General features: G+C 35.4%; 27 protein-coding genes. 11 read left to right on the top strand and 16 right to left on the bottom strand.

Annotation, left to right across the window (positions count from 1 at the left end; translation table 11 throughout):
* Positions 1–9 precede the first annotated feature (9 nt).
* Positions 10–192, top strand: a complete 183-nt coding sequence (locus CD003_RS01075; protein ID WP_096199046.1) for a hypothetical protein — start codon at positions 10–12, stop codon at positions 190–192.
* 73 nt (positions 193–265) lie between these two features.
* Here the strand turns inward: CD003_RS01075 and CD003_RS01070 are convergent, their stop codons facing one another.
* Positions 266–1,387 carry an MGDG synthase family glycosyltransferase gene (locus CD003_RS01070; RefSeq protein ID WP_179295382.1) on the bottom strand — a complete coding sequence of 374 codons (1,122 nt, stop codon included), beginning with the start codon at positions 1,385–1,387 and terminating at the stop codon, positions 266–268.
* 221 nt (positions 1,388–1,608) lie between these two features.
* On the opposite strand from CD003_RS01070, the gene trpS reads away from it, so the two are divergent.
* Positions 1,609–2,598, top strand: a complete 990-nt coding sequence (gene trpS / locus CD003_RS01065) for a tryptophan--tRNA ligase (protein ID WP_096199044.1) — start codon at positions 1,609–1,611, stop codon at positions 2,596–2,598.
* A gap of 57 nt (positions 2,599–2,655) precedes the next feature.
* On the opposite strand, the gene CD003_RS01060 is transcribed toward trpS, so the two are convergent.
* From CD003_RS01060 to CD003_RS01030, 7 genes are all read right to left on the bottom strand, one after another.
* Entirely contained in the window at positions 2,656–3,084 is a 429-nt protein-coding gene (locus CD003_RS01060; RefSeq protein WP_096199043.1) for a GNAT family N-acetyltransferase, read from the bottom strand.
* A gap of 9 nt (positions 3,085–3,093) precedes the next feature.
* Positions 3,094–3,621, bottom strand: coding sequence for a guanylate kinase (locus CD003_RS01055; RefSeq protein WP_096199042.1), 528 nt, complete (start codon positions 3,619–3,621; stop codon positions 3,094–3,096).
* A gap of 83 nt (positions 3,622–3,704) precedes the next feature.
* The gene (locus tag CD003_RS01050; RefSeq protein ID WP_096199041.1) at positions 3,705–5,318 is read right to left on the bottom strand and encodes a DUF2339 domain-containing protein; all 1,614 of its coding nucleotides are present in this window, start codon (positions 5,316–5,318) and stop codon (positions 3,705–3,707) included.
* An 87-nt stretch (positions 5,319–5,405) separates the two neighbouring features.
* Positions 5,406–5,648 carry a hypothetical protein gene (locus CD003_RS01045; RefSeq protein WP_096199040.1) on the bottom strand — a complete coding sequence of 81 codons (243 nt, stop codon included), beginning with the start codon at positions 5,646–5,648 and terminating at the stop codon, positions 5,406–5,408.
* Positions 5,649–5,966: 318 nt separating this feature from the next.
* Positions 5,967–6,713, bottom strand: coding sequence for a YjbA family protein (locus CD003_RS01040; RefSeq protein WP_096199039.1), 747 nt, complete (start codon positions 6,711–6,713; stop codon positions 5,967–5,969).
* 101 nt (positions 6,714–6,814) lie between these two features.
* A complete protein-coding gene (locus CD003_RS01035; protein WP_306453935.1) occupies positions 6,815–7,021 on the bottom strand; it encodes a hypothetical protein in 207 nt (68 codons plus the stop codon).
* A 135-nt stretch (positions 7,022–7,156) separates the two neighbouring features.
* A complete protein-coding gene (locus tag CD003_RS01030) occupies positions 7,157–7,987 on the bottom strand; it encodes a DUF2268 domain-containing protein (RefSeq protein WP_179295381.1) in 831 nt (276 codons plus the stop codon).
* A gap of 186 nt (positions 7,988–8,173) precedes the next feature.
* On the opposite strand from CD003_RS01030, the gene CD003_RS01025 reads away from it, so the two are divergent.
* A complete protein-coding gene (locus CD003_RS01025; protein ID WP_096199036.1) occupies positions 8,174–8,455 on the top strand; it encodes a hypothetical protein in 282 nt (93 codons plus the stop codon).
* A gap of 199 nt (positions 8,456–8,654) precedes the next feature.
* On the opposite strand, the gene CD003_RS01020 is transcribed toward CD003_RS01025, so the two are convergent.
* Positions 8,655–9,539, bottom strand: coding sequence for a diacylglycerol/lipid kinase family protein (locus CD003_RS01020; protein WP_096199035.1), 885 nt, complete (start codon positions 9,537–9,539; stop codon positions 8,655–8,657).
* A 546-nt stretch (positions 9,540–10,085) separates the two neighbouring features.
* Here CD003_RS01020 and CD003_RS01015 point away from each other — a divergent pair.
* The 3 genes from CD003_RS01015 to CD003_RS01005 all read left to right on the top strand — a co-directional run bounded on the left by CD003_RS01015 (position 10,086) and on the right by CD003_RS01005 (position 12,108).
* The gene (locus CD003_RS01015; RefSeq protein WP_096199034.1) at positions 10,086–10,466 is read left to right on the top strand and encodes a DUF2294 domain-containing protein; all 381 of its coding nucleotides are present in this window, start codon (positions 10,086–10,088) and stop codon (positions 10,464–10,466) included.
* A 121-nt stretch (positions 10,467–10,587) separates the two neighbouring features.
* Positions 10,588–11,604 carry a sodium-dependent bicarbonate transport family permease gene (locus tag CD003_RS01010; RefSeq protein WP_096199033.1) on the top strand — a complete coding sequence of 339 codons (1,017 nt, stop codon included), beginning with the start codon at positions 10,588–10,590 and terminating at the stop codon, positions 11,602–11,604.
* Between the two features lie 27 nt (positions 11,605–11,631).
* Positions 11,632–12,108, top strand: coding sequence for a hypothetical protein (locus CD003_RS01005; RefSeq protein WP_096199032.1), 477 nt, complete (start codon positions 11,632–11,634; stop codon positions 12,106–12,108).
* Between the two features lie 90 nt (positions 12,109–12,198).
* Here the strand turns inward: CD003_RS01005 and CD003_RS01000 are convergent, their stop codons facing one another.
* From CD003_RS01000 to CD003_RS00985, 4 genes are all read right to left on the bottom strand, one after another.
* Complete coding sequence (locus CD003_RS01000) at positions 12,199–12,456, bottom strand: HPr family phosphocarrier protein (RefSeq protein ID WP_257008131.1); 258 nt, start codon at positions 12,454–12,456, stop codon at positions 12,199–12,201.
* Between the two features lie 43 nt (positions 12,457–12,499).
* On the bottom strand, positions 12,500–13,777 hold the full coding sequence (locus tag CD003_RS00995; RefSeq protein ID WP_096199030.1) for a TRAP transporter large permease: 1,278 nt from the start codon (positions 13,775–13,777) through the stop codon (positions 12,500–12,502).
* A 15-nt stretch (positions 13,778–13,792) separates the two neighbouring features.
* The gene (locus tag CD003_RS00990) at positions 13,793–14,365 is read right to left on the bottom strand and encodes a TRAP transporter small permease (RefSeq protein ID WP_096199029.1); all 573 of its coding nucleotides are present in this window, start codon (positions 14,363–14,365) and stop codon (positions 13,793–13,795) included.
* A 149-nt stretch (positions 14,366–14,514) separates the two neighbouring features.
* Entirely contained in the window at positions 14,515–15,570 is a 1,056-nt protein-coding gene (locus CD003_RS00985) for a TRAP transporter substrate-binding protein (RefSeq protein ID WP_096199028.1), read from the bottom strand.
* Positions 15,571–15,982: 412 nt separating this feature from the next.
* Between CD003_RS00985 and CD003_RS00980 the strand changes: the two genes are divergently transcribed.
* The 4 genes from CD003_RS00980 (at position 15,983) to CD003_RS00965 (ending at position 20,070) form a co-directional block, all read left to right on the top strand.
* Complete coding sequence (locus tag CD003_RS00980) at positions 15,983–16,831, top strand: MurR/RpiR family transcriptional regulator (RefSeq protein ID WP_096199027.1); 849 nt, start codon at positions 15,983–15,985, stop codon at positions 16,829–16,831.
* 61 nt (positions 16,832–16,892) lie between these two features.
* Positions 16,893–18,425 (top strand): gluconokinase, encoded by a 1,533-nt coding sequence (locus CD003_RS00975; RefSeq protein WP_096199026.1) that lies wholly within the window; start codon positions 16,893–16,895, stop codon positions 18,423–18,425.
* An 81-nt stretch (positions 18,426–18,506) separates the two neighbouring features.
* Positions 18,507–18,725, top strand: coding sequence for a hypothetical protein (locus tag CD003_RS00970; protein ID WP_096199025.1), 219 nt, complete (start codon positions 18,507–18,509; stop codon positions 18,723–18,725).
* 208 nt (positions 18,726–18,933) lie between these two features.
* Positions 18,934–20,070 (top strand): dicarboxylate/amino acid:cation symporter, encoded by a 1,137-nt coding sequence (locus CD003_RS00965; RefSeq protein WP_096199024.1) that lies wholly within the window; start codon positions 18,934–18,936, stop codon positions 20,068–20,070.
* A gap of 185 nt (positions 20,071–20,255) precedes the next feature.
* On the opposite strand, the gene CD003_RS00960 is transcribed toward CD003_RS00965, so the two are convergent.
* The 3 genes from CD003_RS00960 to CD003_RS00950 form a co-directional block, all read right to left on the bottom strand.
* The gene (locus CD003_RS00960; protein ID WP_096199023.1) at positions 20,256–20,894 is read right to left on the bottom strand and encodes a bifunctional 4-hydroxy-2-oxoglutarate aldolase/2-dehydro-3-deoxy-phosphogluconate aldolase; all 639 of its coding nucleotides are present in this window, start codon (positions 20,892–20,894) and stop codon (positions 20,256–20,258) included.
* A gap of 25 nt (positions 20,895–20,919) precedes the next feature.
* Positions 20,920–21,873 carry a sugar kinase gene (locus tag CD003_RS00955; RefSeq protein WP_096202203.1) on the bottom strand — a complete coding sequence of 318 codons (954 nt, stop codon included), beginning with the start codon at positions 21,871–21,873 and terminating at the stop codon, positions 20,920–20,922.
* A 129-nt stretch (positions 21,874–22,002) separates the two neighbouring features.
* On the bottom strand, positions 22,003–24,198 hold the full coding sequence (locus tag CD003_RS00950) for a DNA topoisomerase III (protein ID WP_096199022.1): 2,196 nt from the start codon (positions 24,196–24,198) through the stop codon (positions 22,003–22,005).
* A 357-nt stretch (positions 24,199–24,555) separates the two neighbouring features.
* Between CD003_RS00950 and CD003_RS00945 the strand changes: the two genes are divergently transcribed.
* Entirely contained in the window at positions 24,556–25,143 is a 588-nt protein-coding gene (locus CD003_RS00945; RefSeq protein WP_096199021.1) for a cell wall hydrolase, read from the top strand.
* The last annotated feature ends 130 nt before the right edge of the window (positions 25,144–25,273 follow it).

Below are 25,273 nucleotides of genomic sequence, written 5' to 3'. Positions count from 1 at the left end.
GAGCTTTTTATGTCTAAACCACAAATTTACTTATTAATTTCAGCTATCGTCTTTTCACTCTATATCATCATTTCTCATCAGTATTCTTATGAAAACAATGTTATACTAGCAATTTTATTCTTTATAAACACCGCTTTGTTACTTTACTATGTCTATTCAAGAAAGAAGAGTGAAAAGGAAAAAGAAAAGTAAAACCTTCTCTTAATAAAGCTTGCTATGAAATGCTCATAGCAAGCGAGTAATTAGGAGGTACCCTCTTCTCCTTCTATCTTATTGCCTGATGAGTTTTATCCATTTGGTCCATTATTTCATTTACAATCTTTGTTGCTGCATATGGCTTCTTTAATCTCTTTGCAGAGCTTTTTAATGCCTCATTAATGCGCTTAGAATAAAGCATCTTTTTTATTAATAATGGAATTTGTTCACTTTCCTCTGCTTTTAAGGCAGCTCCATATTGTTCTAAAAAATCCGCATTATGTTCTTCATGCCCAGGCACTGGCTGATAAACTAAAATAGGTGTTTCACATAATAATGCTTCCGCCATCGTTAACCCACCTGATTTAGACACAACGACATCACTTGCACGTAAATAATCAAGGAATTTATCTGTAAAAGGAATGGTTACAACTTCATGCTTACTTGACATCGTTTCAATTTTTTCTTTCGCTCGATCATTATGACCAGTCATACATAATAGCAAGACTTGCTTTTTTAATTTATCCATTGAACGAATCACTTCTACGTAATTAGTTAATCCAATCCCACCGCCAGCAATTAGAACAATTTTTTTCTCGTGAGACAGCTGAAGATTATATCGAACCTTCCATTTAGATTGCTCAGCAACCGAACAATCAGGAACCGGAATCCCAGTTGAGAAAAATAAGTTTGATTGATAATTATACTTACTCGTAAATTTTTTAACATTAGGATCTGCTGTAAAATAGCCATCGATTTCATCCCTCACATATGCGGGGTGTAGTACAAAATCAGTAATCACTGTATAAAGCGGTATATCCATCTCCTTTTTACGCTTTAAACTAGTTAAAAAAGCAGTGACAAAGGGATGAGTAGAGATGATGAAAGGCACAGAAAAATGATTGACTAGCTTATATAGTCTCTCTACGAAAAGCGATCCAAATCGGTCTAGCCATAAATACATTGGGACGTCTTCTGCTCGATAATAAATACTTCTCCACAATTTAGGTGTCACCTTTAACAAACGAAGGTAACTATTCAACATAATCTTGTGTAACATAGGGCTTAATGAATAAAACGTATCGATCACTTCAGGCTGATAGCCTTTGTTTTCTAATTCTACTTTGAGTGCTTCTGCTGCTCTTTGATGTCCATGTCCAATGGAAGCGGAAAAGATCAAAGGTCTTTGCATGTAAAATTCCTCACTTTCCATCTCCTGTAATAAGAACTCAAGATAGTTACCAATAGTTTTCGAATCTATAATGAAAAACATGCATCGGTACGGAAATTAGTGAATTTAGTTTACTCTGACTAAAGATTTCGTTAAGATGATGTAATAAAGGAATTTGTCAATTAAATGAGCGATAATAGTAAACCCATTGAACATGCTCTAAAATGGAAAGGAAGAACATTATGAAAACAGTTTTTTCAGGAATACAACCTAGTGGTACGTTAACATTAGGGAATTATATTGGTGCAATGAAGCACTTTGTTGACATGCAAGATGAATACAATTGCTATTTCTGTATCGTAGACCAACATGCAATTACAGTACCTCAGGATAAAGCAAAGCTACGCGAAAATATCCGAAGTCTAGCGGCTCTTTATATCGCTGCTGGAATTGACCCTAAGAAATCAACTCTGTTTATCCAGTCAGAAGTACCAGCCCATGCTCAATTAGGTTGGATTATGCAATGTGTTTCATACATAGGTGAATTAGAAAGAATGACTCAATTTAAAGATAAATCAGACGGAAAGGAAGCTGTTTCTGCTTCATTACTTACATATCCTCCATTAATGGCAGCAGATATTCTTCTCTATAAAACGGACATCGTTCCAGTTGGAGAAGACCAAAAACAGCATTTAGAGCTGACTCGTGATTTAGCTGAGCGTTTTAACAAAAAGTATAATGACATCTTTACAATTCCAGAGGTACGTATCCCGAAAGTTGGAGCACGTGTCATGTCATTAAATGACCCAACAAAAAAGATGAGTAAATCAAACCCTAATGCTAAGAGCTATATTTCCATGCTTGATGATGAGAAAACAATTATCAAGAAGATGAAAAGTGCTGTAACTGACTCTGACAATTCTGTACATTATGACAAAGAGAACAAGCCAGCTATAGCTAACTTAATGTCAATCTACTCTTTATGCTCAGGAAAAAGCTTTGAAGAAATTACTGAGATGTATAAAGGAAAAGGATATGGAGACTTTAAAGGAGAATTAGGTGAAGTTGTAGCTGAATCTCTTCGTCCTATTCAAGAGCGCTATCACGAATTAGTGAATTCTCAAGAATTAGATGATATTTTAGATGAAGGTACAGAAAAGGCAAATCGTGCAGCTTCTCGTATGCTTGAAAAAGCAGAACGAGCAATGGGGTTAGGGAGAAAGAGAAGATAATCGAGTTAATGATTAATAACAAAAACACGAGGGTTAGGTCCTCGTGTTTTTGTTAATTTATAGATTCTTTTTGAAGACGTAGCCGGCTTTATCGTAGTTCATTTTTTTTTCGTAGAAGCGGTGAGCATCTGTACGTTGGAGTCCAGAAGAAAGGGCAACACTTTCATAGTCATTATCCTTTGCCCACTTATGAACATAAGACAGTAGCTTTTTACCGTATCCATTTGAACGCTTAGTAGCGTCAGTTACTAAATCACAAATCCAAATGAACTTACCATAGTATAACGTAATCATTGGCTGAAAACCGATAACGGCAACTATTTCTTCATTAGCAAATAAAGCAACCATTTTATACCCTTCCTTCTCTTTTGCTTCAGTAACTAACGAAAGGTAAGTGGTCTCATCTAAGTGTGTTCTTAACTGGTTCATTACTGGATACGCTTCTAAGAGCTCAACCTCTGATTGTAAAAGTTTTATTATATCCATGAAACACCCCTACTCAATCACTTTTTTCACTTGTTTAATTGTTTCCTCTAACGCCTTATCATTCGTAAAAATATGATCTGCTAAATAATATAGTTTTCTGTCTTCCCTTGCTCGCTGCAATCTTCTTTCTATTTCTTCCTCTGTACTTTCTCTTTCTATTAATCGTTGCTTTATCACATTAAAATCAATAGAAATTACCATAATCGTAACATCATTAGGATACAATCCTTTTAGCTTCAGTGCGCCTTGAATATCAAGTACAATCGTGTGATACCCTTCTGAACTAAGCGCTCCTTCGATTGTTTGTTTATGACTGCCGTAGGAATTACCTGCGTATACGATATACTCTACAAACTCATCATTCTCGACAGCCTTTTTAAAGTTTTCAGTTGTCATAAAATGATAATCGATCCCACTGCGTTCCCCTTCTCGCTTTGGTCTTGTTGTTGTTGTCACAATTTTAGGAAACCCTAGTTCATTTTGAATAGTTGTTTTTCCACTTGCAGATGGTCCAACTAATACGAGTATCTTGCCCATATATGTCTCTCCCTTTATTGAGTACGTTATTATAATAATCTAATTCTACACAAACTCTTACAATCCCTTTACCGTACATCGAGTCATGACTTTTTTCTATAAAATAATCTGGATACTGCCACCCCTATTGTACCTAATACAAGGAAAAGAAGAGCACGAACAACAATTGAAACAGTTGGTAAATCTATGAGAATGACTTTAAGTAGAGTAAACAAAATCAAAGCGATACCAACTACTCGTATTACTTTATCCTCTCTATAAAATCCATACACAATTAATAGTGCTGCATACAGCAGCCAACTTATTGATAAGACCATCGGTTCTAAAGTTGTTCCTACATTCACTGTAAGTAGTTGAGCTAACTGTGAAATATAAAGTAAACCAATAATAGTAATAGCGACCTTCACTGGGATAATCACATCATTTTTCTTCGGTAGCGCTGATTTTATTAAAACATAGAGACCAGCTAACGTAATCATTAAAACTGACCAAGATACAAATTCAATTGAAATAAATGCTCCTATTGGGTTCATTAGTGTAAACAGTAATCCAATTCCATAAATGACTAGACCAATAAACTTTTGAATTTTAGAAAATAAACGATAGCCAAGATACGTGACGATTGCACCCTGTACAAGTAAAAGAAGTCCAAGGGAAGCCTCATATTGCTTCATGAAGAAAATTAGTAGTATCAAAGCTACACTAGAAAGAAGGACTGCTTTCACTTCATTTCCTCTTTTTATCACTAATGCTAATACAACATAAATAATAGACATACTTAGTAAAATAAACGTATAACCAAACTCATTAAATGAAGTTATTGCCCATAGCGCCACGAAGACTGAAGTAGACAACACTGCAAAACTGTTTTCCTTTTTCAAATCGTAACCAAATAGGAAATATAGCAACAACATAACATGCTGAATAATGGCCCCGAATGTAATAATGTTAGACATCGGTTCAAATACTGAAAAAGCGAGAAAAGCAAAATGCAATCCATAAATAATGACTGAATATAAACGATTTAACTGACGACGTGTAGCTATATACATAAATGCTACAAAGATTAGTAGCTCATACGATACAAAGAATATGACATTGCCACTAGAAGAGTTTAATATAAATGGAACTAGAAAACCTCCAATACTACTGACAATACCGATACTTTGTGACTGATAACGAATCGTTAAATATAGTCCCAATGCAACTACTGCTACATGTATACTAAATGCCAGTAGCAATGTTAGAAATCCATATAAAACATGTGCCGAAAACGTAGTAACAAAAAATAATGCCACTCCTCCTCCAAGAAGAACCTGTGAAAGAACATAATGTTGCTTCTTTGATTGGATATGGCCAACTAGAAGCATTGCACCTCCGGCTAGAAATCCTGCAACAACTCTGACATATTCGTTTATTAGCCCAAGCTCTGTACCAGCCTTAAAAGCCCATATCACACCAATAAGTAGGACAAAGATAAAAATTCTTGGTAACCATACTTGACCGAATTCTTTTTCCCAATCTTTTTCATTTTTCTTTGTTATTACTTTTTTATTTATATTCTTTTGTACTGTTATAGGTCGTTTTTTGTTTATTGTAGGAACGTTACTGGATTGACTACTCTTAATAGATGCTAACTCTTCTTCAAGTTTTTCAACCCTCTTTTCAAGAGCATGAATCCTTTCTTGATCATTCATATGTTTTACTCACCCCTTATCCATTATTATTTTACTTTGACATAAATAATCACCATCAGCGAAAAATATAGCTAATGGTGAAATCTATTATACCTTAAATTTTTTTATCATTTCTTCAAGTTGAGTTGCAAGCTGAAGCATTTGCTTTGATGTACCTTGTACTTCTTCCATTGACTTTAACTGGTTATTTGTTTCCATTGCTACAACTTCTAACTTTTCAGTCGCTTCTCTTGATTTATCTTCCATTTCATGAACAGAGGCATTTACTTCTTCAGCGCTAGCAGATAACTCTTCTGTGGTTGCACATAGAGATTCAATCTCTTCTCCCACACGAAAAAGAGGATATCCATACGTTGAATAACAACGATAAAGACATCCTCTTCAATAGATATTAGGATGAGCTCTTAATAGCCTCTATCTTTTCTCCAGATCGCGCCTACTAATAGTGAAACACCAATTGTACCTGCGAAGATAACAACTGTTAAGATCTGCATAATTAAATGTGCTAAAGAATCTCCATTCATAAGTACGCCCTCCTCTTCAAATTGTACAACTTTTATTATTCTTCTTTCCTATTATAAGAAAGTTTCAGAGGACTGTAAATAACAGATAAAAAACGTTCTAAAGATAATCACAATTCTATTAGCCTTATTTCACACTTTGTCCGTGCTCTAGTTCCCACAGTTTCTCAAAGAAGGGTTGTCCTTTCACTAAAGCTTCACAGAATTTATAATGAGCTTCTGACCATCCTTCTTTAACCTCAGCATATAAGGAGTTCCACGCTTCATCTAAGTTCATTCCCTGAATGTCAATATACATACTCGGGTCCCATTCAGTAAACCAATATCTTACCTCTGCAACATTACCTGATGTATATAGCTGATCCAACGCCATATAGAGAAGTTGCTTAAGCTGTCTTTCTTTTCTAGTCAACCCTTTCATATCATTAGGGCTCGGAGAAAGAATATGATATTCTTTGCTATCTACTTCATAATCAAGCTCATATACAGTAAATTGTTCATTCTCTAAAAGGTCAAATACTATTTGCTCTTGCCTTGGGGTTAACCTACTCTTTCTAATCGGTGTTCGATATCCAACGGTATCTACCGCGATGACCCCTTGTCCATCTGTAGCAATAAAACAATAATCTAATTGAATTCGGGACATATTCTTTCGTAAATAGCTTTTTTGATAGACATAATTAAGTAACTGATCAGGTAGCTCACCTATATTGTTTTCTATGTAGTTATACAGTTCATTGCTCACCCTCACAACAATAGCTTGGTCAAGCACCTCTATACGATCGTCACTTCTCCACTCATGAAATTCACACACATTGTAACCATTCTCTTCACCTTCAAACCAATTAATCCATACATCTCGAACATGGACCATCTCTTCGCCCCCTTTACTGTAGAATTATTTGTATCAACAGTATAGTCAGGGCTGAGCCAATTTATTCCACAACTACTATATTCAACTATAAATATTTTATGTTACTTTTTTCGATTATTAGGTAAGTATATACTTGCTGTTATTAGAAGAGCTCCAATAATAAATAAATATAATTCAACTCTATAAATTATAAACTTGAAATATGTTTTAAAATCATAACCTGCTGCTAGTAAATTTAAATAGGCTAATATGCTAACACCACCAGCGACTGCTAAACCAAAGCCAATGAGGAGTATAAAGAAGCGCATTATCATACCCTTCCTATCCTCATTGACCTATCACATTTTTTCTTCATCACCCTCACACCTTATTTTTATTCGTAAAATAAGGTTTCTCTCTTTACTAGTAAATCCCTTTTACCTCTTTTAGCTTTATTTGCCGAATTATGATGAAAAGGAAGAAATAGATAGAATTTCTTTCGCTGACAGTTGTAATAGCTCATTAGTTACAAGTTCTTTGTCATTTTTAATTGCAGTATTTACGATATGAAAGCCCACACTATAACCACCCCATGGCGGAATAATATCTGTACCATATAAAAATGGTAGGTGTTGTTCCTTCCCTTTAATTTCCTTATTATTTATGAAAAACCTGTACCAAATTTGCTTCGCCTCTTCTTCTGAATACCGCTTAGCCCAATTTGCAACACATCGATAGCCCATTCTTTCTTGAACAGCTACCTCTGCTAACCCTTCAATAATAAGTGAATCGAGTAACGTTACTTTATCATGAGGCATATCAAGTGATTGTAAGCGACAAACATGATGATATTCATGAGTTACTAACGCTTTGAGCTCACTCTCCTCTAATCGTCCTGTAACAAATAAGAAAATTTTATCAGGAAATCCTAAACCCATTTTTCCACCAAGTTCTTTCATTATCAATTCGTTTCTCTCCTCTAACGGGTAAAGGAATATTTTCGCTTTTGGTCCACACCATGCTTTTTTTAAGGTAAGATATTCATTTTGAACTGTTCTCCAAAGCTGGCTAGACTTCATTATTTCTAACTCTTCTGTAATATTTTTATCTGGATAAAATAATCCACTTTCCAATAAATAACGGTGTAAGCCAACCATATCTCTACTTTTAAATACACGAGTAAGAGGCGCTATCATTGTATCTAATTGAAGTTGTAACTTTTCTTGCTGGGACAATGTATCACTATATTTCTCTATATACTGAACGAGCCACCGGTTTGTTGCTACTGTACCCAAACAAGTCCCTCCTCTCATACATCAAACTTCTTATCAATAATGTATGTAATAGGTGCTATGCATGGGAATAGGAATTTCTAAAGTTTGACGTGAAAATTCAATGCCTAGATGCAAAAGCTTTGCACTTTATCCCATTTGCAACTTGTGCTACAACAGTAATAAGAGATGAAATTAGGAGGGACTGGAATGAAAACTCATAGGGAGAAGCAAATTGAAGAGTATTACAAAAAAGTTCAACAGCTAGATCGACTTATTCAAGAGCTAAATGAAGAAGGTTCTCACCTCGGTATGGAAACAAAATTCACAAACACTCGTCTTTTCAAAGAACAAAATGAGCAATTAGAAGAAATAAGAGAGTACTTTCATGATGTAGAAATGCCAGAAGAGAGAAACACAAATGAGGCGATTCTTACAGTGGCAGTAGGACATTTCCATAAATTTATTATGGAAATTAGAGGAAAGAGCTAATTGCTAATTGCTAATTGCTAATTGCTAATTGCTAATTGCTAATTGCTAATTGCTAATTGCTAATTGCTAATTGCTAATTGCTAATTGCGCGGCTGATAAATCAGCCGCGCAATTAGCAGAGACTCGTTCTAGCTTTGCTAGAACATTAAAAGCTCTTAATTCGCCATTTGCAATTCTAAATTCTAAATTTAAATTTCACCTAAACAATATCTAGTACATCTTTTACAATAATTACTTCAATAGGAGTTTGACCTATGATTTCTCCATCTCCATGAATAACAACAGGTGTATCTGAGATGACCTTGATTTTTTTTCCTCTTAGTATTGTAATAGATTGGTGTGATACATGCTTTCCTTTAAACACTTTTGGAAATACTTTAAGGAGATTTAACTTAGTAATGGAATGGACGATGCAAACATCTAATATTCCATCATCACTCTCCGCATCAGGACAAATATTCATTCCACCACCATAATACGGTAGATTAGCTACGGCAACCAACCATACATCATCAAAGGTAATATCTTCATCATCTAATGTAATTGTTACTTTTGTTGGTTTATATTGAAAGAGAACTTTTAATACAATTGCCAAATAGGTAAATTTCCCAAGATTCAACCCATTTAATATCTTCTTATATTTCGAACTGTTTGCTAGTTCAGCCACTCTTCCATCGAAGCCAATCCCGATAACCGTCATACAACATCTTTCTCCAACATGTAAAATATCTATTTTCTTTTTCTTACCCGTTAAAATTCTTTCTAAAGCTAATTTAAAATCTTTCGGTATATTCATAGAGCGAGCATAATCATTACCAGAGCCTGCCGGAATAATACCTAGAGGAACTTTAACTACCTTTAGACCATTTACCACATCGTGGACCGTACCATCACCACCAACAGCTATAACTGCAGTAACATTACTTGAATCAAGCTCTCGCACTATTTCTGTTGCATGTCCCTGGCCGTTAGTATATTTCACGTCATACGTAATACCTTTATCAACCAATAAACGTTCTATATTTTTCCAAATAGTTATTGTCCTACCATTCCCTGAAATAGGGTTGACTATAAATACATACATTAGGATTCACACTCCTAGTATAAACTTCGCTAGCATTCATTGTTGCCTAAACCAATCCGGTTATACAGCTAATTAATTAGAATAAAATCAAGAAAATAGACATAGTAAATATTATAGTAAAAGATAGTTAATTCCAATATATTATTCTAAAGCATACAAGAATTAGAATACCATTATATTCAAAAGGAAAGATGAAGCGAAAGTACCAAACCTATACAAATTAGAGATTTTTTATTGACACTGTAATGGTGAGAAATTATAATGATTATTAACACTATAATTTTTACCGAGATGTTACTAATAGATGCTATATGGGGATATAGGTTAGCATTATGTCAATATCATAACCTGATAGGGATAAGATGAAAACCAACTATTCATCCATCATAGTCGAGATTAAAGATAATCGGTATATTTTGCTGTTTTGAAAGTAATTAAACAGTGGAATATACCGTTTTTTTATCTAAGAACATAGACGTTGTCTGAGTTCTTAAGCAATTTAATTGTAATATTCTGTTTATATAAGCATTGATTAGGGGGTTACCTATGGAAACAACGGAGAAACGTAAAAAAGGTCTGCTAGAGGCTGAAATTAGTAAAGCCCTCACTCAATGGGAAAAGGAATATTTCGGAAGAGGTTCTGTTCAAGTTAAATCAGATATTTTACGTAATATGATTATCGTACAGCTTCAGGGGATATTAACGCCAGCTGAAAAAGAGCTGACTAAAAGCGAAACTGGATTGCTCTCAATAAAGAAAATCCGGTCTGATTTAATTGAAACAGGAAACAAACAATTAAAAGATCTTATCTACTCATTAACAAATGAGCAAGTCGAAAGCTTTCACACCGATATTAGTACCCGTAACGGAGAACGTATTATTGTCTTTATTCTACAGGACAATTTAGAAAAGAAATTAGCTGAATAATGATTTGGGAGATCAAGCAAACGCCTACTAAGGTGAGTGCAAGGTAGACCAACGTTGATGAATATCATCTTCGTTGGTCTTTTTTGTTCCCATAGCCACAATAAGAATTGGAGGGTTCAGTATGTTAGATATGGTCGTGCAAAATTTATTATCTCCAGCAGTATTATTTTTCTTGCTAGGCATTATTGCCGCAATGGTGAAGTCTGACCTAAAGTTCCCACAAGGGCTTGGGGAAGCGTTAAGTATTTATTTATTAATCGCCATCGGGTTAAAAGGTGGTATTGAACTGTCAAACTATTCATTGGCGACCGTATCTAAACCAATTGTCGCTGCATTATTTTTAGGTACTGTCATTCCAATAGTGACCCTATTTGTACTTAGAAAACTGATGAAAATGGATTTAAAAAATGCAATTGGTCTAGCTGCAACTTATGGTTCAGTAAGTATTGTTACGTACGGTGCAGCAATTACTTTTTTAGAAAACTCAAATACGAGCTATGAAAGCTTTATGAATGCAATGGTTGTTCTTATGGAAGTACCAGCTATTTTAGTAGCTCTATTATTATTAGGTATTTTAGAGAAATCAAAAGACAAAGAAACTGTCCTACCAGATAAGAAGGTAGGAATTATTGCTCAAAATCCTTTATCTTTTATTAGCAAAGATGTTTTGAAAGAAAGCTTTTTTGGAAAAAGTGTACTACTACTTGTTGGAAGTCTTCTTATTGGTCTTGCTGTTGGTGAAAATGGTATTCCCGTTATTAAACCACTCTTCCTAGACCTCTACCAAAGTATTTTAATACTATTTTTATTAAACATGGGACTAATCGCAGGACAACGTTTAGCTGTTGTTAGACGTCATGGAGTGAAGTTATTAGCCTTCGCTACGGTTATGCCATTGATGTACGGGGTATTAGGAATCTTAACTGGTTATGTGGCAGGACTCTCTCTTGGAGGAGCAACGTTAATGGGCGTACTTGCAGCTAGTGCATCCTATATCGCAGCGCCAGCGGCTTTACGTTCTTCTGTACCTGAAGCTGACCCGTCCATCTACCTTGGTCTTGCTCTTGGGATTACATTCCCTTTCAACTTAGTTATCGGTATTCCTTTATTCTATTCACTAGCTAATTTCTTGTATTAATCTAACTCTATATAGGGGAGGTATCTCATGAAAAAAAGCATGATTTTAACATCTCATATTGAAATAATTGATTATACATTACATCATTTACAGCTAGATAAGAAAGATGTAGTCATATTGCAATCGTATCATCATGGCGTGCTTCACCCTTTTGGAAACACAGTTCGTTCTATACTATTAGCTGCATATAAGGAACAAATTTCTGATTTCTACTTTGTAGATTATATAGTGGATAAAAATGAGCATACTTCCTATTCTGATATACGCGCTTGGCTTCAACAGGAAGGGGTTAAGGATGAAACATTTGAGCTATTACATTACCTTGACCACCCTTCTAAACATTATTTAGAAAAATGGCTTTCAGCTAGAAATCCTAAAGTAGAAATTCAAACAAACTTAGAGATGTTAAACAAGCACCCACTCTTACCACATAAGCTTACATTTCATGGGTTGTTATTCTCAAATGATCATGAAGATTTTAAAGTAGAAAGAATATCAACATAACTTCGAACTAATTATTTTATAGATTTGTAAAAAGCTGCGAATCGATTGTTAGTCTAACAATCAATTCGCAGCTTTTGTACTAATCTTCTTTTACGTCAAATACGATACAACTTCCTCAAGTGCCTCGGTACTATCTTCACCAACTGCCCGTACTAAGATTTTATCATGGTTCTCTAGATGAAGTGTAATTAACCCTAAAAAACTCTTTAGATTCACTTCCATCGGAGTACCTCTTAATACTTTTGAAAGAAAAATTTCTGATTTATAGGATTGTATTTTTTTACTTAATTCAACAATCGTCTGTTCCTCACTAATGTTAACGGTAATTTCCTTTTGACTCGTAGTCATCATATCACCCTTTCAATAGGTATCAAGATTGTCCCAATTTATCCTATCTAAATTGCAATAAATAAAGAGATAATTGTGGAATGAATATTATAATTAACAAAGTAATAACCATGGCAATAAAGAATGGAATAATAGCCTTTGATATAGCTTCGATTGAAAGACCCGATATACCAGAGCCTACAAATAAATTTACACCTAATGGTGGTGTGATAAAGCCAATAGCTAAGTTAACAATCATAATAATACCGAAGTGAATCGGATCGTAGCCTATGCTTATTGCTATAGGTAATAAAATAGGGGTTAGGATAATAATTGCTGCTAATGTATCCATGAAGCAACCTACAATTAATAGTAGAACTGTTATTAATAAAATGATTACAATTGGGTTTTGAGAAACAGATAGCATCGCTTCAGCAACCTGGTTTGGAATTTGTTCTACTGTTAATAAGCGTCCAAAGGCAGTTGCTGTACCTACTATGATAAGGATCGTAGCTGTCGTTAACGCCGCATCAGCAAATACTTTTGGTAACTCTTTAATTTTTAATTCCCTATAAAGGACCATTCCTGCTAATAATCCGTAAACTACTGCAATTACTGCAGCTTCCGTAGGTGTGAATATACCACCATAAATACCACCTAAAATGATAATTGGAACAAGCAATGCCCATTTAGCTTCCCATGATGCTTCAAGAAACTTTTTAAATGAGAATTTCTCATCTGTCCCATGGTAACCCTTTTTCCTTGAATAGATATATGTCCACAACACTAGCCCTAATCCAACTAATAGACCTGGAATAATCCCTGCAATAAATAGGCTTCCAATTGAAGTTGAACCAACTACCCCATAAATAACCATAGGTATACTTGGTGGAATAATTACCCCAAGTGACCCTGCTGCAGCAACTACAGCTGTCGCAAATTTTTTATCATACCCTTGTCGTACCATCGCAGGGATCATAATTCCCCCGATTGCTGCAACAGTTGCAGGACCAGAACCTGAAATAGCTGCAAAGAACATGCAAGTAATAATTGTCGCAATTGCAAAACCACCAGTTTTATTTCCTACTACCGTATTGGCTACTCGGAACAGCCTGTCAGAGACTCCACCTTTCCCCATGATTTCACCAGCCAAAATGAAGAAAGGTACTGCCATAAGGGGAAATGAATCGACAGATGTTACTAAACCTTGCGCTAAAAACTGCAAAGGTAGAGAGCCTGAATAAATAAGTGATACTAAAGTCGCTAGACCTAATGATATCCCAATTGGTACACTTAACAGAAGAAATACTGCGAAGCTACCAAATAAAACTAAAGCTGTCATGATGTCATTCCCTCCCTATTTCTTCTCTAACAGCTTGTGCTGTCCTTCTTCAATTGCTTCTTGCTCTGATTCTAAGAGTCGTTCTTGTTCTGTCCTAACATCAAATTCATCTTTTCCACGTAAAGCTTGTACTTGCTTCACAATTTGTTGAACGATTCGAATAGCTGTTAGACCCATACCAATAGGCGTTGCCATATAGACATATCCCATTGGAATTTGAAGAGCTGGAGATTTTTGACCTAAATTTAGGATCTGACTTGCGATTCCATAGCCATAAATAACAACAAAAATAGCAAAACCTAGGAAGATAAGATTAGCAAATATACTTAATAAGATTTTCCCTCTATCTTTTAATAACATTAAAACTACATCAACTTTAATATGTCTTTGTTTCTTAACACCATAACTAATACCTAAGTATACGAGCCAAATAAAACAATATCTTGCTAATTCTTCAGACCAAGCAAGGGACGATTCCATTACATACCTCATGAATACTTGTGCAGCAATAACAACAACCATAATGGCTGAAAAGATAACTAAAAATACTTCTTCAAAATGTTCATCTAGCCACTTAACGACCTTCATTTTTTTCCCCTCTTTCTATAGATGCTTTGATTTTAATGAAAAGGAAAACAAAGCTGACAATCTTTCAGACAGATTACCACCTTTCTTTTTCTTTACGTCTTAATAAAATAGGGGCTTGAAAGACTTGGCTTTCAAGCCCCTTACATCAATTATTGCTGAGCAGCTTCAATTGCATCATATACTTCATTTACGATTTCTTCACCAACACGGTCAACATATTTTTGTAGAACTGGTTGAACCGTTTCAACGATTTTAGTACGTTCTTCTTCAGAAATCTCAGTGTAAGTCATTCCAACTTCTTGTAAGCTTTCTAAGTATTCTGCGTTAGCTACACGGTTTAATTCACGTTGGTATTGACCAGCTTCTAAAGCTGCATCTTGAACGATAGCTTGAAGCTCTTCAGATAATCCATCAAAGAAAGATTTACTCATTAAAAATACGAACGGGCTGTAAATATGGTTTGTGTTTGATACATGGTCTTGAACTTCATATAAACCTTCTAAATAGATTGTTGCATATGGGTTTTCTTGTCCATCAACTGTACCTTGTTGTAATGCAGTAAATAACTCACCAAATGCCATTGGAGTTGGATTTGCACCTAAAGCACGGAATGCATCTAAGTGTAACTCGTTTTCCATTGTACGAAGTGATAATCCTTTGAAATCCTCTAATGTCTCAATTGCACGACGGCTATTTGTCACATTACGGAAGCCATTTTCCCAGTATGCTAACCCTACTAAGTTTTGAGCATCTAGCATGTCTAATAACTTCTGACCTACTTCCCCATCTAATACTTCATCAGCAACTTCTGAGCTAGGGAATAGGAATGGAAAATCAAATACAGTAAACTCTGGTACAAAGTTTGCGATTGGTGCCGTTGATGGTACAGTTACTTCTTGTGTTCCTAACTGTAATGCTTCCATCATTGAACGGTCATCACCTAATTGACTACTATGATATGTTTCAACAACAATTTCACCATTTGTACGTTCTTCAACGATTTCCTTAAATTTAAGTAAACCTTTGTACTGTGGATGCTCATTATTCAAACCAATTCCAGCACGAATTGTATGAGTTGTAGCAGCAGGTGCTCCTTCATCTACTACTGGATCAGTAGCTCCACCGGTGTCATCTCCAGCCCCTCCACAGGCTGCCATTACCATTGCCATTGAACCGAGTAAAAATGTTGATAATAACTTTTTCATGATTAAATCCTCCTAGATAGTCTTTACTTTTGTTAGTATGGGCTTAAATAATAAAATTTACTTATTATCCTTTAAATAAATCGAATTACTAATTATTAGAAAATTCACAAAGTGTAATCGCTTACATCCTTTCCTAAAGAAATATCGTATTCGTAAATTAAACTAAATAAGTAAACGTTTTCAATTGAAATGTTAGTAAATGTTACTTACGATAAATGAATGACTTTTACAAAGGCAATCATCCGAAATTCTTCATATCAACTCCTTTGTTACTTTTCAGTAACATGAAATTTTATTTCTAAAATCATTATATGATAAAAAATTTCTTTTTCAATACTTTTAAAGAAATAATATTTTTCAAATAATTAAAATGAGATACAATATACTTAGTATAAGAAAAGAGGGAATAATAATGGAAAATAAGCATTGTATAGCTAGAATTCGTGCATCCTACCCACTATTTAGCGACAAGGAAAAAATGGTAGCAGACTATATTATCGACAACCCAAACAAGATCATTCATTCCACAATCAACCAAATAGCAGAGAATTTAGAGATAGCAGAAGCAACTGTATTTCGATTCTGTAAACGAATTGGATTCAAAGGATATCAAGCGATGAAGATAGCACTTGCATCTGAATTAGTAACACCTATTCAAGATATACATGAAACTATCGAGGAAAACGACGACGAAAAAACGGTTGCAGAAAAAGTATTTAAATCAAATATTCGAACACTAGAAGAAACACTACAAGTGTTTGAACAAAAAAGCTTTTCAAAAGCAGTACAGGCGATGTTAAAAGCAAATCGGGTAGAATTTTACGGTAGTGGTGGTTCCGGTATTATCGCATTAGATGCTAACCATAAATTTATGAGAACAGGAATTCAAACTGCAGCCTATACTGACTCTCACCTACAATTAATGTCTCTATCACAGCTAACAACAGATGATGTAGTCGTTCTAATTTCTCATTCAGGTACAAGCCGTGATATTTTACTGGCATTAGAATTAGCTAAGGAATATGGAATCATGACAATTGCGATTACAACTTTAGCAAAATCACCGCTAAGTCAAGGAGCGGATATTTCACTTTATACCGTATCTCAAGAAACTGAGTTTCGCTCTGAAGCTCTAGCATCTCGACTTGCTCAATTAAGTATCATTGATGCTTTATACGTAAATATTAGTATTGGGAGGAAAGATTTAATGAAGCCTTCTTTACAAAAATTAAGGGAAGCCATTTCATTGAAAAGAATCTAACTTCTTTCATATAAAAACTAATACTCTTCGCTAGAGTCAAACAATGAAAGGGAGAAAATCGATGAAAAAACATTATGTTATTGGCTTAGATATAGGAACAACAAGTACAAAAGCCGTCATTTTTAATAAAAATGGAATCGTAATCGCCGAAAGTGAAAGCTCATACTCAGTATTTCATCCTTGTCCATCATGGGTTGAACAAGACCCTTTACAGATAGAGTTAGCAGCAATTCATGCATTACATGACGCTATTGCCTCAAGTAATATTGAAGCAGAGCAAATTATTTCGATTGGAATATCATCAGCAATGCATTCAATTATATGCGTTGATGAAAATCACCAACCTCTATCTCCATCTATTACTTGGGCAGATGGTCGGAGTGTGGCACAAGGACAAGCTCTAAAAGCAAACGGTGGTACTGACATCTACCTTAAAACTGGTACTCCAATTCACCCTATGTCTCCATTAATCAAACTACTTTGGATGAAGGAAAACGATTACGAACCATACAAAAGAGCAAGAAAATTTATCTCTATTAAAGAATTTATTATGCAAAAATGGTTTGGAGAGTATGTCGTTGACTATTCTGTTGCTTCTGCAAGTGGATTATTTAACATTCGTACATTTACTTGGGAAGAAGATGCTCTATGCTTAGTAGGTATTACCGAAGAACAACTTTCTAAGCCTGTCCCACCAACTTATATATGTCAGGGGCTAGACCCAAATGTTGCAAATAAAATAGGCATACATGGAGACATTCCTTTTGCGATTGGTGCAAGTGATGGCCCCCTTGCTAATTTAGGGATTGGGGCTATTTCACCTGGTGATGTGGCGATTACTGTAGGGACAAGTGGAGCCATCAGACAAATGACAAATGCACCTACTACAGATACCTTACAAGAAATCTTCTGTTATGGCTTAACACAAGATTTGTGGATTACTGGAGGTCCTACGAATAACGGAGGAATTGTTTTACAATGGTTAAAAGATTTATTAGGGGAGTATGATGAAATAATTGCACCTAAACAAGGAGTACATATATATGATCTTCTAACGAAGAGAGCAAGTAAGATTAAAGCTGGGTCTGATGGATTAATATTCCTTCCCTATTTAAATGGAGAACGTGCCCCTCATTGGGATGCAAATGCTCGCGGCAGCTTTATTGGATTAACTTTAGCCCATAATAAGGATCATATGATTCGCGCAGGATTGGAAGGAGTTATTTTCAGCCTTTATAACGTTGGGGAAGCTCTTGAACGGCTTGCGGGTAAACCAAATAATATTTTAGCTAGCGGAGGCTTTGCGCGTTCTGAATTATGGCTACAAATTTTATCAGATATGTTTGGTCATGAAATACAAATACCTGAAAGTCACCAAAGTTCTGCTTGGGGGGCAGCTTGGTTTAGTTTATATGCTATCGGAGAAGTTGAATCTCTTGAAGCAATAAAAGACCACATACCAATGAAGAAATCATTAATTCCTAATTCCTATAACCATAATACTTATTTAGAGCTTTATGAAATCTATAAAGGGTTATATAATTCATTAAAGCCACATTTTCAAACATTAGCTAATTATCAGCGTACTCAATAACTTATCGTTTGTGACATTTTTATTTTTTAGTTCAATTAAGTTAGGCATACTAATATTACTGGGCTGAAAGGAAGGTGTATAATGAAAAGATTCTGGCTAGTTTCTGAGGATAACCAATACGCTGTGTATGATTCAAAAGAGAAGACTATAACAGATTGGGTTGATATTGAACTAAAAGAGAATGTATCCGATACAATACTAAATTTGCGAAATACGCTTGAAAGACATGATGAAGAAATTGGTGATATTGAGGATATTAATGGTAAACCAATTATTGAAGTTATTGGACATTCGGACTAAGTGATTTTAATAACAATTTGCTATTAGGGTGCTGGAGTTTTTCCGGCATCCTTTTCTTATTCTAATACTATCTCTTACTTTCCTAAAATAATAAATTAATTATTCTGAATAAATGAAAATTCGTTGTTTTTTGACAAAAAATATGTAAAATATGAATATACATTTGTTTTTCCTGCGTGGACATTATTATAAGAAGGAGTCAATCATTATGAAATTAATATTCAAATTAATCATTGGTATTATCTTAGGATTATTTATCGGATTAATTGGACCAGAATTTATCGTAAGAAGTCTTATTACTCTTAAAGTTCTTTTTGGAAGTTTTATTGGCTTTATTATTCCATTTATCATTCTATTCTTTATTGCTAGTGGTGTCGCTAATTTAGGAAAAAATTCGGGACGATTAGTCGGTATGACTGTAGGTACAGCCTATGTCTCTACATTCCTTGCAGGGCTTCTAGCATTTATTGTAGCTATTATTATTATACCATTCTTAACAACCGAGAGTGGAAATGTGACGGATAGTTCAGCATTAGAACCCTTCCTAACTCTAGAGATTGCACCAATGATGGGAGTTGTAACGGCGCTAGTTACTGCATTTGTATTTGGAATTGGAGTTGCTAAAACAAGTTCTGAGAACCTAAAGAAAATATTTGATGAAGGTAAATCAATAATTGAACTTGTTATTACAAGAATAATTATTCCTTTCCTACCATTTTATATTGCAGGAATCTTTGCTGAATTAGCTTCTGAAGGAACTGTATTCGATACACTTAAAGTATTTGGGGTCGTTCTTGTACTTGCGATTATCACTCATTGGGCATGGTTACTAATTCAATATATGGTAGCTGGACTTATAGCAAAGAAAAATCCATTTATGCTACTAAAAAATATGTTACCAGCGTATTTTACAGCATTAGGAACGATGAGCAGTGCTGCTACAATACCCGTAACATTAAAATCAGTAAAAAATAATAAAGTAAAAGAAGATATCGCAAACTTTGGTGTCCCATTATGTGCAACTACCCATTTATCTGGGAGCATCATTACAATCGTAATCTGTGCAGTTGCAGTAATGACACTTTCTCCTGAGTTAATACAGCCATCTTTACCTCAGATGATCCCTGTCATTTTAATGCTTGGTTTAATCATGGTTGCTGCACCTGGTGTGCCTGGTGGTGCCATCATGGCTGCATTAGGTATCCTTACGTCGATGCTTGGTTTTAACGAAGTAGCTATTGGATTAATGATTGCTCTTTATATGGCACAAGATAGCTTTGGTACAGCAACAAATGTTACTGGCGATGGAGCAATTAATGTTCTAATCGATAGATGGTCTAAATAAACTCTAACAACATGAAACATGGCTGGGACAAAAGTTTGATCGCTTGTCCCAGCCTTGAAGCAATGAGCGGAGTCGCTACATTTTTTAAAAGGCTTGAAAGGAGTGGTTTTCTCCTTTCAAGACGCGTAGCGAACAGAGCCATTGCCCCCTCTATAGATGATTTGTGTCCCAACCCTTACTTAACTTTAGCCGTTCCTTGCTTGCTTAACTGCCTCTACAAACTGAGATGCTTTCTGTCGCAACTCTTCTAGCGATTGTTCGGTTACGTCTTGCTTCTTCACTAATGAGCCACCTAACCCAACAGCAACAGCTCCCGCCTTAATATAATCAGTAAGATTATGTAAATCAATTCCACCTGTCGGCATTAAAGGAACTTGTGGTAATGGACCATGAATATCTTTAAGGTAGTTAGGTCCAAAGATGTTAGCTGGGAACACTTTAATCACGTCAGCGCCATTTTCATATGCAGTCAAAATTTCAGTTGGTGTTAATGCACCCGGAATACTAATAACACCGTAACGTTTCGTCGTTCGAATTGTTTCCACATTTACAGTTGGAGAAAAAATAAATTGCGCACCTGCCATTATAGCTGCTCTAGCAGTTTCAGGGTCTAACACGGTTCCTGCACCAACAATTAATTCATCACCAAATTTAGAAGCTACTTCTTCAATAAGAGGTAATACTCTTGGTGTCTCAACTGTTATTTCTAGTGTTTTTACTCCACCATCCTTTAAAGCTCCTGCTATTGAAAGGATACTTTTAGGATTAGCTCCACGGATAATAGCAACAACACCATTATCCTTAATCTGTTGTAGTTTATCCATTGTAATTCCTCCATTTATTAGTTGGTTATCGAGATACATCCTCACCCGTTTGGTTGATATATCTTTGAACTTCTTTTTTATCAGGAAGCCCTTCTACATCTCCATTAACCATTGTAACGATTGCTCCTACCGCATTCCCTCTCAAGACAGACTCTTCAATTGAAAGATTATCTAACAAGCCTGATACGAAACCAGCAGCAAATCCATCCCCTGCCCCTACTGGATCAATGACTTGTTCGACAGTAAATCCAGGAACTAGTTTAGCCTCATTGTTAGTAAAAAAATAAGCTCCTTTTGCTCCCACTTTTAAAACTACGAGAGAGGCTCCCCCTAGTTCTATAAATTTCTTTCCTAACTCTTCTGGATTTGTCTTACCAAATAAAAACTCTCCTTCAGCTTCACCAGGCAAAATAATATCTGATTGACTTGCTAGCTCAAGTAATACGTCACGAGCTTTTTCCTCAGACCATAGACTCTTTCTAATGTTAGGATCAAAGATAACTTTAATTGAATGTTTTTTTGCAATTCGTATCGCCTCTAACATCAGTTCATAACAACTGTCACTTAAAGCAGGTGTAATTCCAGTGAGATGAAGATATTTGGCTTTTGAAAGATACTCTTCATTTAAGTCACTAGGAGACATTCTACTAGCAGCGGAGCCTTTGCGATAATACTGAACACGTATATCCGATGAATTTCTAATTTCCTTAAAATATAAGCCAGTAGGCGCAGATTCATCTATCGTTACTTGACTTACATCAACCCCTTCTCCTCTTACAAAGGAAAGAAGACCTTTCCCTAACTCATCATCGCCTACTTTACTTATCCACCCTGTCTCGTGTCCTAATCGTGCCAAACCAATAGCAAAGTTAGACTCTGCTCCACCATATTTTCTTGAATACGTATGAGCATACCTCATTAGCCCTGTTGAATCAGGTGTAAACAAGGCCATCGTTTCTCCAAGAGTTACTACATCCATCATTTAGAAATCCCCCTTTCGCTGAGAATCATTGATACATGATTTACTAAGACACAACATATCTTTAGCTTGCCCCAATAAAAAAACGACCATGATTATTTTTTGGTCGTTTACTTATTATTCATTTACTCATTTAGTAGATTGCTGACTATCTGTAAAAGAAAATTCAACTTTTTTAAGATCTGCATTCCAAACTAATTTAGCGTCAAAGACTTTCTCACCTTTTTTCAAGCCCTTTATAGTGTTCGTTGCCCCCTCTTTTAATAGTAGTTTTGCATTTGCTTGAGATATGGTTTTTCCTAGTATTTTTTTTGAAATCGTAAAGTCACATTTTGTTTTCGTGTAATTAGAACAGCCATAGAATGTTCCTCTATCAATAATTTTTCCATTACACTTTTTGCATTGTCCAACAACAGTAGCTACTTTCTTCTTAAAAGGTTTGCTTCCTTTTTCACTTGAGACTTTAGATAAATCATAGCTAGAAAAGCTCCAGTTGGTTGCATCCTCTTTAGCTTCTTCCACTAATTTTGTTGCTAATCGTTTAGCTTGCTCCATAAATACCTTTGGTGAAGCAGACCCAGAACCAATTTCACTTAGTCTTTGCTCCCACTTTGCCGTCATTTCAGGAGAAGCAAGAATACTTTTTCCAACTGCATGAATAAGCACCTTCCCTTTCTCAGTAGCAAAGACTTGGTTTTTTGTCACACTTATATAGCCTCTATCTTTAAGAATCGTAATAATACCTGCTCTTGTTGCTTCTGTTCCTAAGCCTTCTGTTTTCATAAGGACTTTTTCCAATGTCTCATCTTCAATATGCTTTCCAGCCGTTTTCATTAACGTTATTAATTGACCTTCCGTATAACGCTTAGGTGGTTGAGTCTTACTTTCTTTCACTGTTGCATCTAAAACATTCCCTTGCTCACCTTTATCAACTATAGGAAGATTCGTTTCACCTTCATCTCCACTAGCTAATTCTTTACCCGAAAAAATAACCTTTCTCCATCCACTCTGTACTTCTGCTTTACCTTTAGTTATAAAGGTCGCTCGCTCTGATACAACAGTATGAATTGTTGTATAATCTACAACAGCTGCTTCATAATGTGCCGCTAGTAAGCGACGGATAACTAAATCATAAATATTTCGTTCATCTCCTGATAGCGCTTCTAACTTTGTTACTTGTTCGGTCGGGATAATTGCGTAGTGGTCCGTCACTTTTTTCTCATTTACATAGCGCTTATTTTGGAGCACTGTTGATTTTGGTAGAGGAAAAAACTCTTTATACTGAGGCATTTGTTCAATTTTATTTAAAATATCAGGAAAAGTAAGTGCCTCCTCCTTCGTTACATAGTTTGAATCAGTACGTGGATAAGACAATATCCCTTTTACATATAATTGCTGCGCAATATCTAATGTTTTCTTTGGTGAATATTTAAAACGTTTATTGGCTGTTGCTTGTAAGGCTGAAAGGTTAAAAAGCATCGGTGGCTGATATTCTTTCCTTTCCTTCTCAACGTCTTGAATTTCAGCGTCTTTACCATGACAGAATTGAGCAATTGCTGTTGCTTGTTTCTCCTCTTTTAGCCTTGTTTCACCTTCTTTATGCCACTTACCATCGTATTTCTTACCGTTCATTTCAAAGCTTGCTAATACTTCCCAAAAGGGCTCTGATTTAAACTGTTCTATTTCATTTTCTCGTTTCACAATTAATGCAAGAGTAGGAGTTTGAACACGACCTGTTGAAAAAAGAGCTTCTACCCCTTTTGACTGTAAAAGAAGAGTATATGCTCTTGATGCATTCATCCCTACCAACCAATCTGCACACGACCGACTTAACGCTTCATAATAGAGGCTTCTCGTTTTTGATTCATCTAAAAGTCGTGAAAACCCTTCTTGAACTGCTTTAGATGTTAACGAAGAAAGCCAAAGCCTTTTGATTGGTTGTTTCACTTGGCAAAGCGACAGAATAACCCTTACTATCAGCTCACCTTCCCTACCAGCATCAGAAGCGATAATGACTTCATTTATATTACCTTTTTTTAGAAGACTCTTTATTATTTGAAACTGCTTATATTTTGATTTCATTACCTGGTGTTCAAAACGGTCTGGTAAAAGGGGGAGGAGATTCAAAGACCACTTCTTCCATTGAGGATTATATGAATCAGGTTGCTTTAGCTCACATAAATGTCCTACTGCCCATGAAAGGTAGGCACCATCAGGGAAAGTCGTACATTTCCCAATCTCGATGAACCCTTGTCTTTTTTTATGAGGATACGGTGCTGCTAGTTTCGCACCTTGATCTGGTTTTTCTGCAATAATTACTTTCATATATTAAACCCTTTCCATTCGGTAATGGTAGATTGATTATTATAAGGCTACCATATTAGCTACAAATGGAGAACAAAAAATGCAAACAAAGAATGTTATGGTTTGAGATAACTATATTCATACGACAAATCAACTAGAATTAGCATAGTTGAAACCCACAGCTATTAAATTCACTATTTATTACCTATAATTCCATATATAGGACTCGTTACAAAACTGTAATAAACGGTAATGAGGCTAGTAATACCATAGTTTCAAGTGTTAATAGTAGCTCGATTGGTAATAGCTCCCTAACGATTTCTCTTAACCTCCTTGTTAATCTAGTTACAGCAAAGAAAACAACAGGAGGTCAACAACATGAAAAAACTTTTACTTGCCACAACATTATTTTTATCACTATCATTCTTAGGTTCAACTGACGAGGTAAATGCAAACACAACTCATACAGTAAAATCTGGAGATACACTTTGGAAGCTTGGAGTACAATATGGAGTACCAGTCAATTCAATCAAATCAACTAATAATAAATCTACTAATCTATTACTTGTTGGGGAACGTCTTCAAATCCCATCTTCATTAACATCAAATGAAAAGGATTTATTAGCAAGGTTAGTGCGAGCAGAAGCTGAAGGAGAACCTTATGCTGGTAAGGTTGCAGTAGCTACAGTCGTATTAAATCGTGTAGATAGTTCATTGTTCCCAAACTCATTATGGGGCGTTATTAACGAGGTTTCTGGCGGATATTATGCATTCTCACCTGTTCAAAATGGTCGAATCAACCGAGCATCTGATGCAGACTCAAGACGAGCAGTTGAAGAAGCACTTGCTTTTAGAGGACAAGGTTCTGGCTCACTATACTTCTATAATCCAGCAAAAACATCTAATCAATGGATCAGAACTCGTCCTGTAACAGTAACGATTGGTAACCACGTGTTTGCTAGATAATAATAAGCTTTATAAACGAACGTGGCTGTTTCATTCAGCCGCGTTCATTTTTTATTCGTATAACGCTTATTTACATAATTGATTTATACATTTACCTACTACTTCCTTCCTATTTTTTTCTCAAAAATAA

It is taken from the genome of Bacillus sp. FJAT-45350, assembly GCF_002335805.1.
Classification (GTDB): Bacteria; Bacillota; Bacilli; order Bacillales; family NISU01; genus FJAT-45350.
This window is presented reverse-complemented; position numbering and strand designations above follow the sequence as displayed.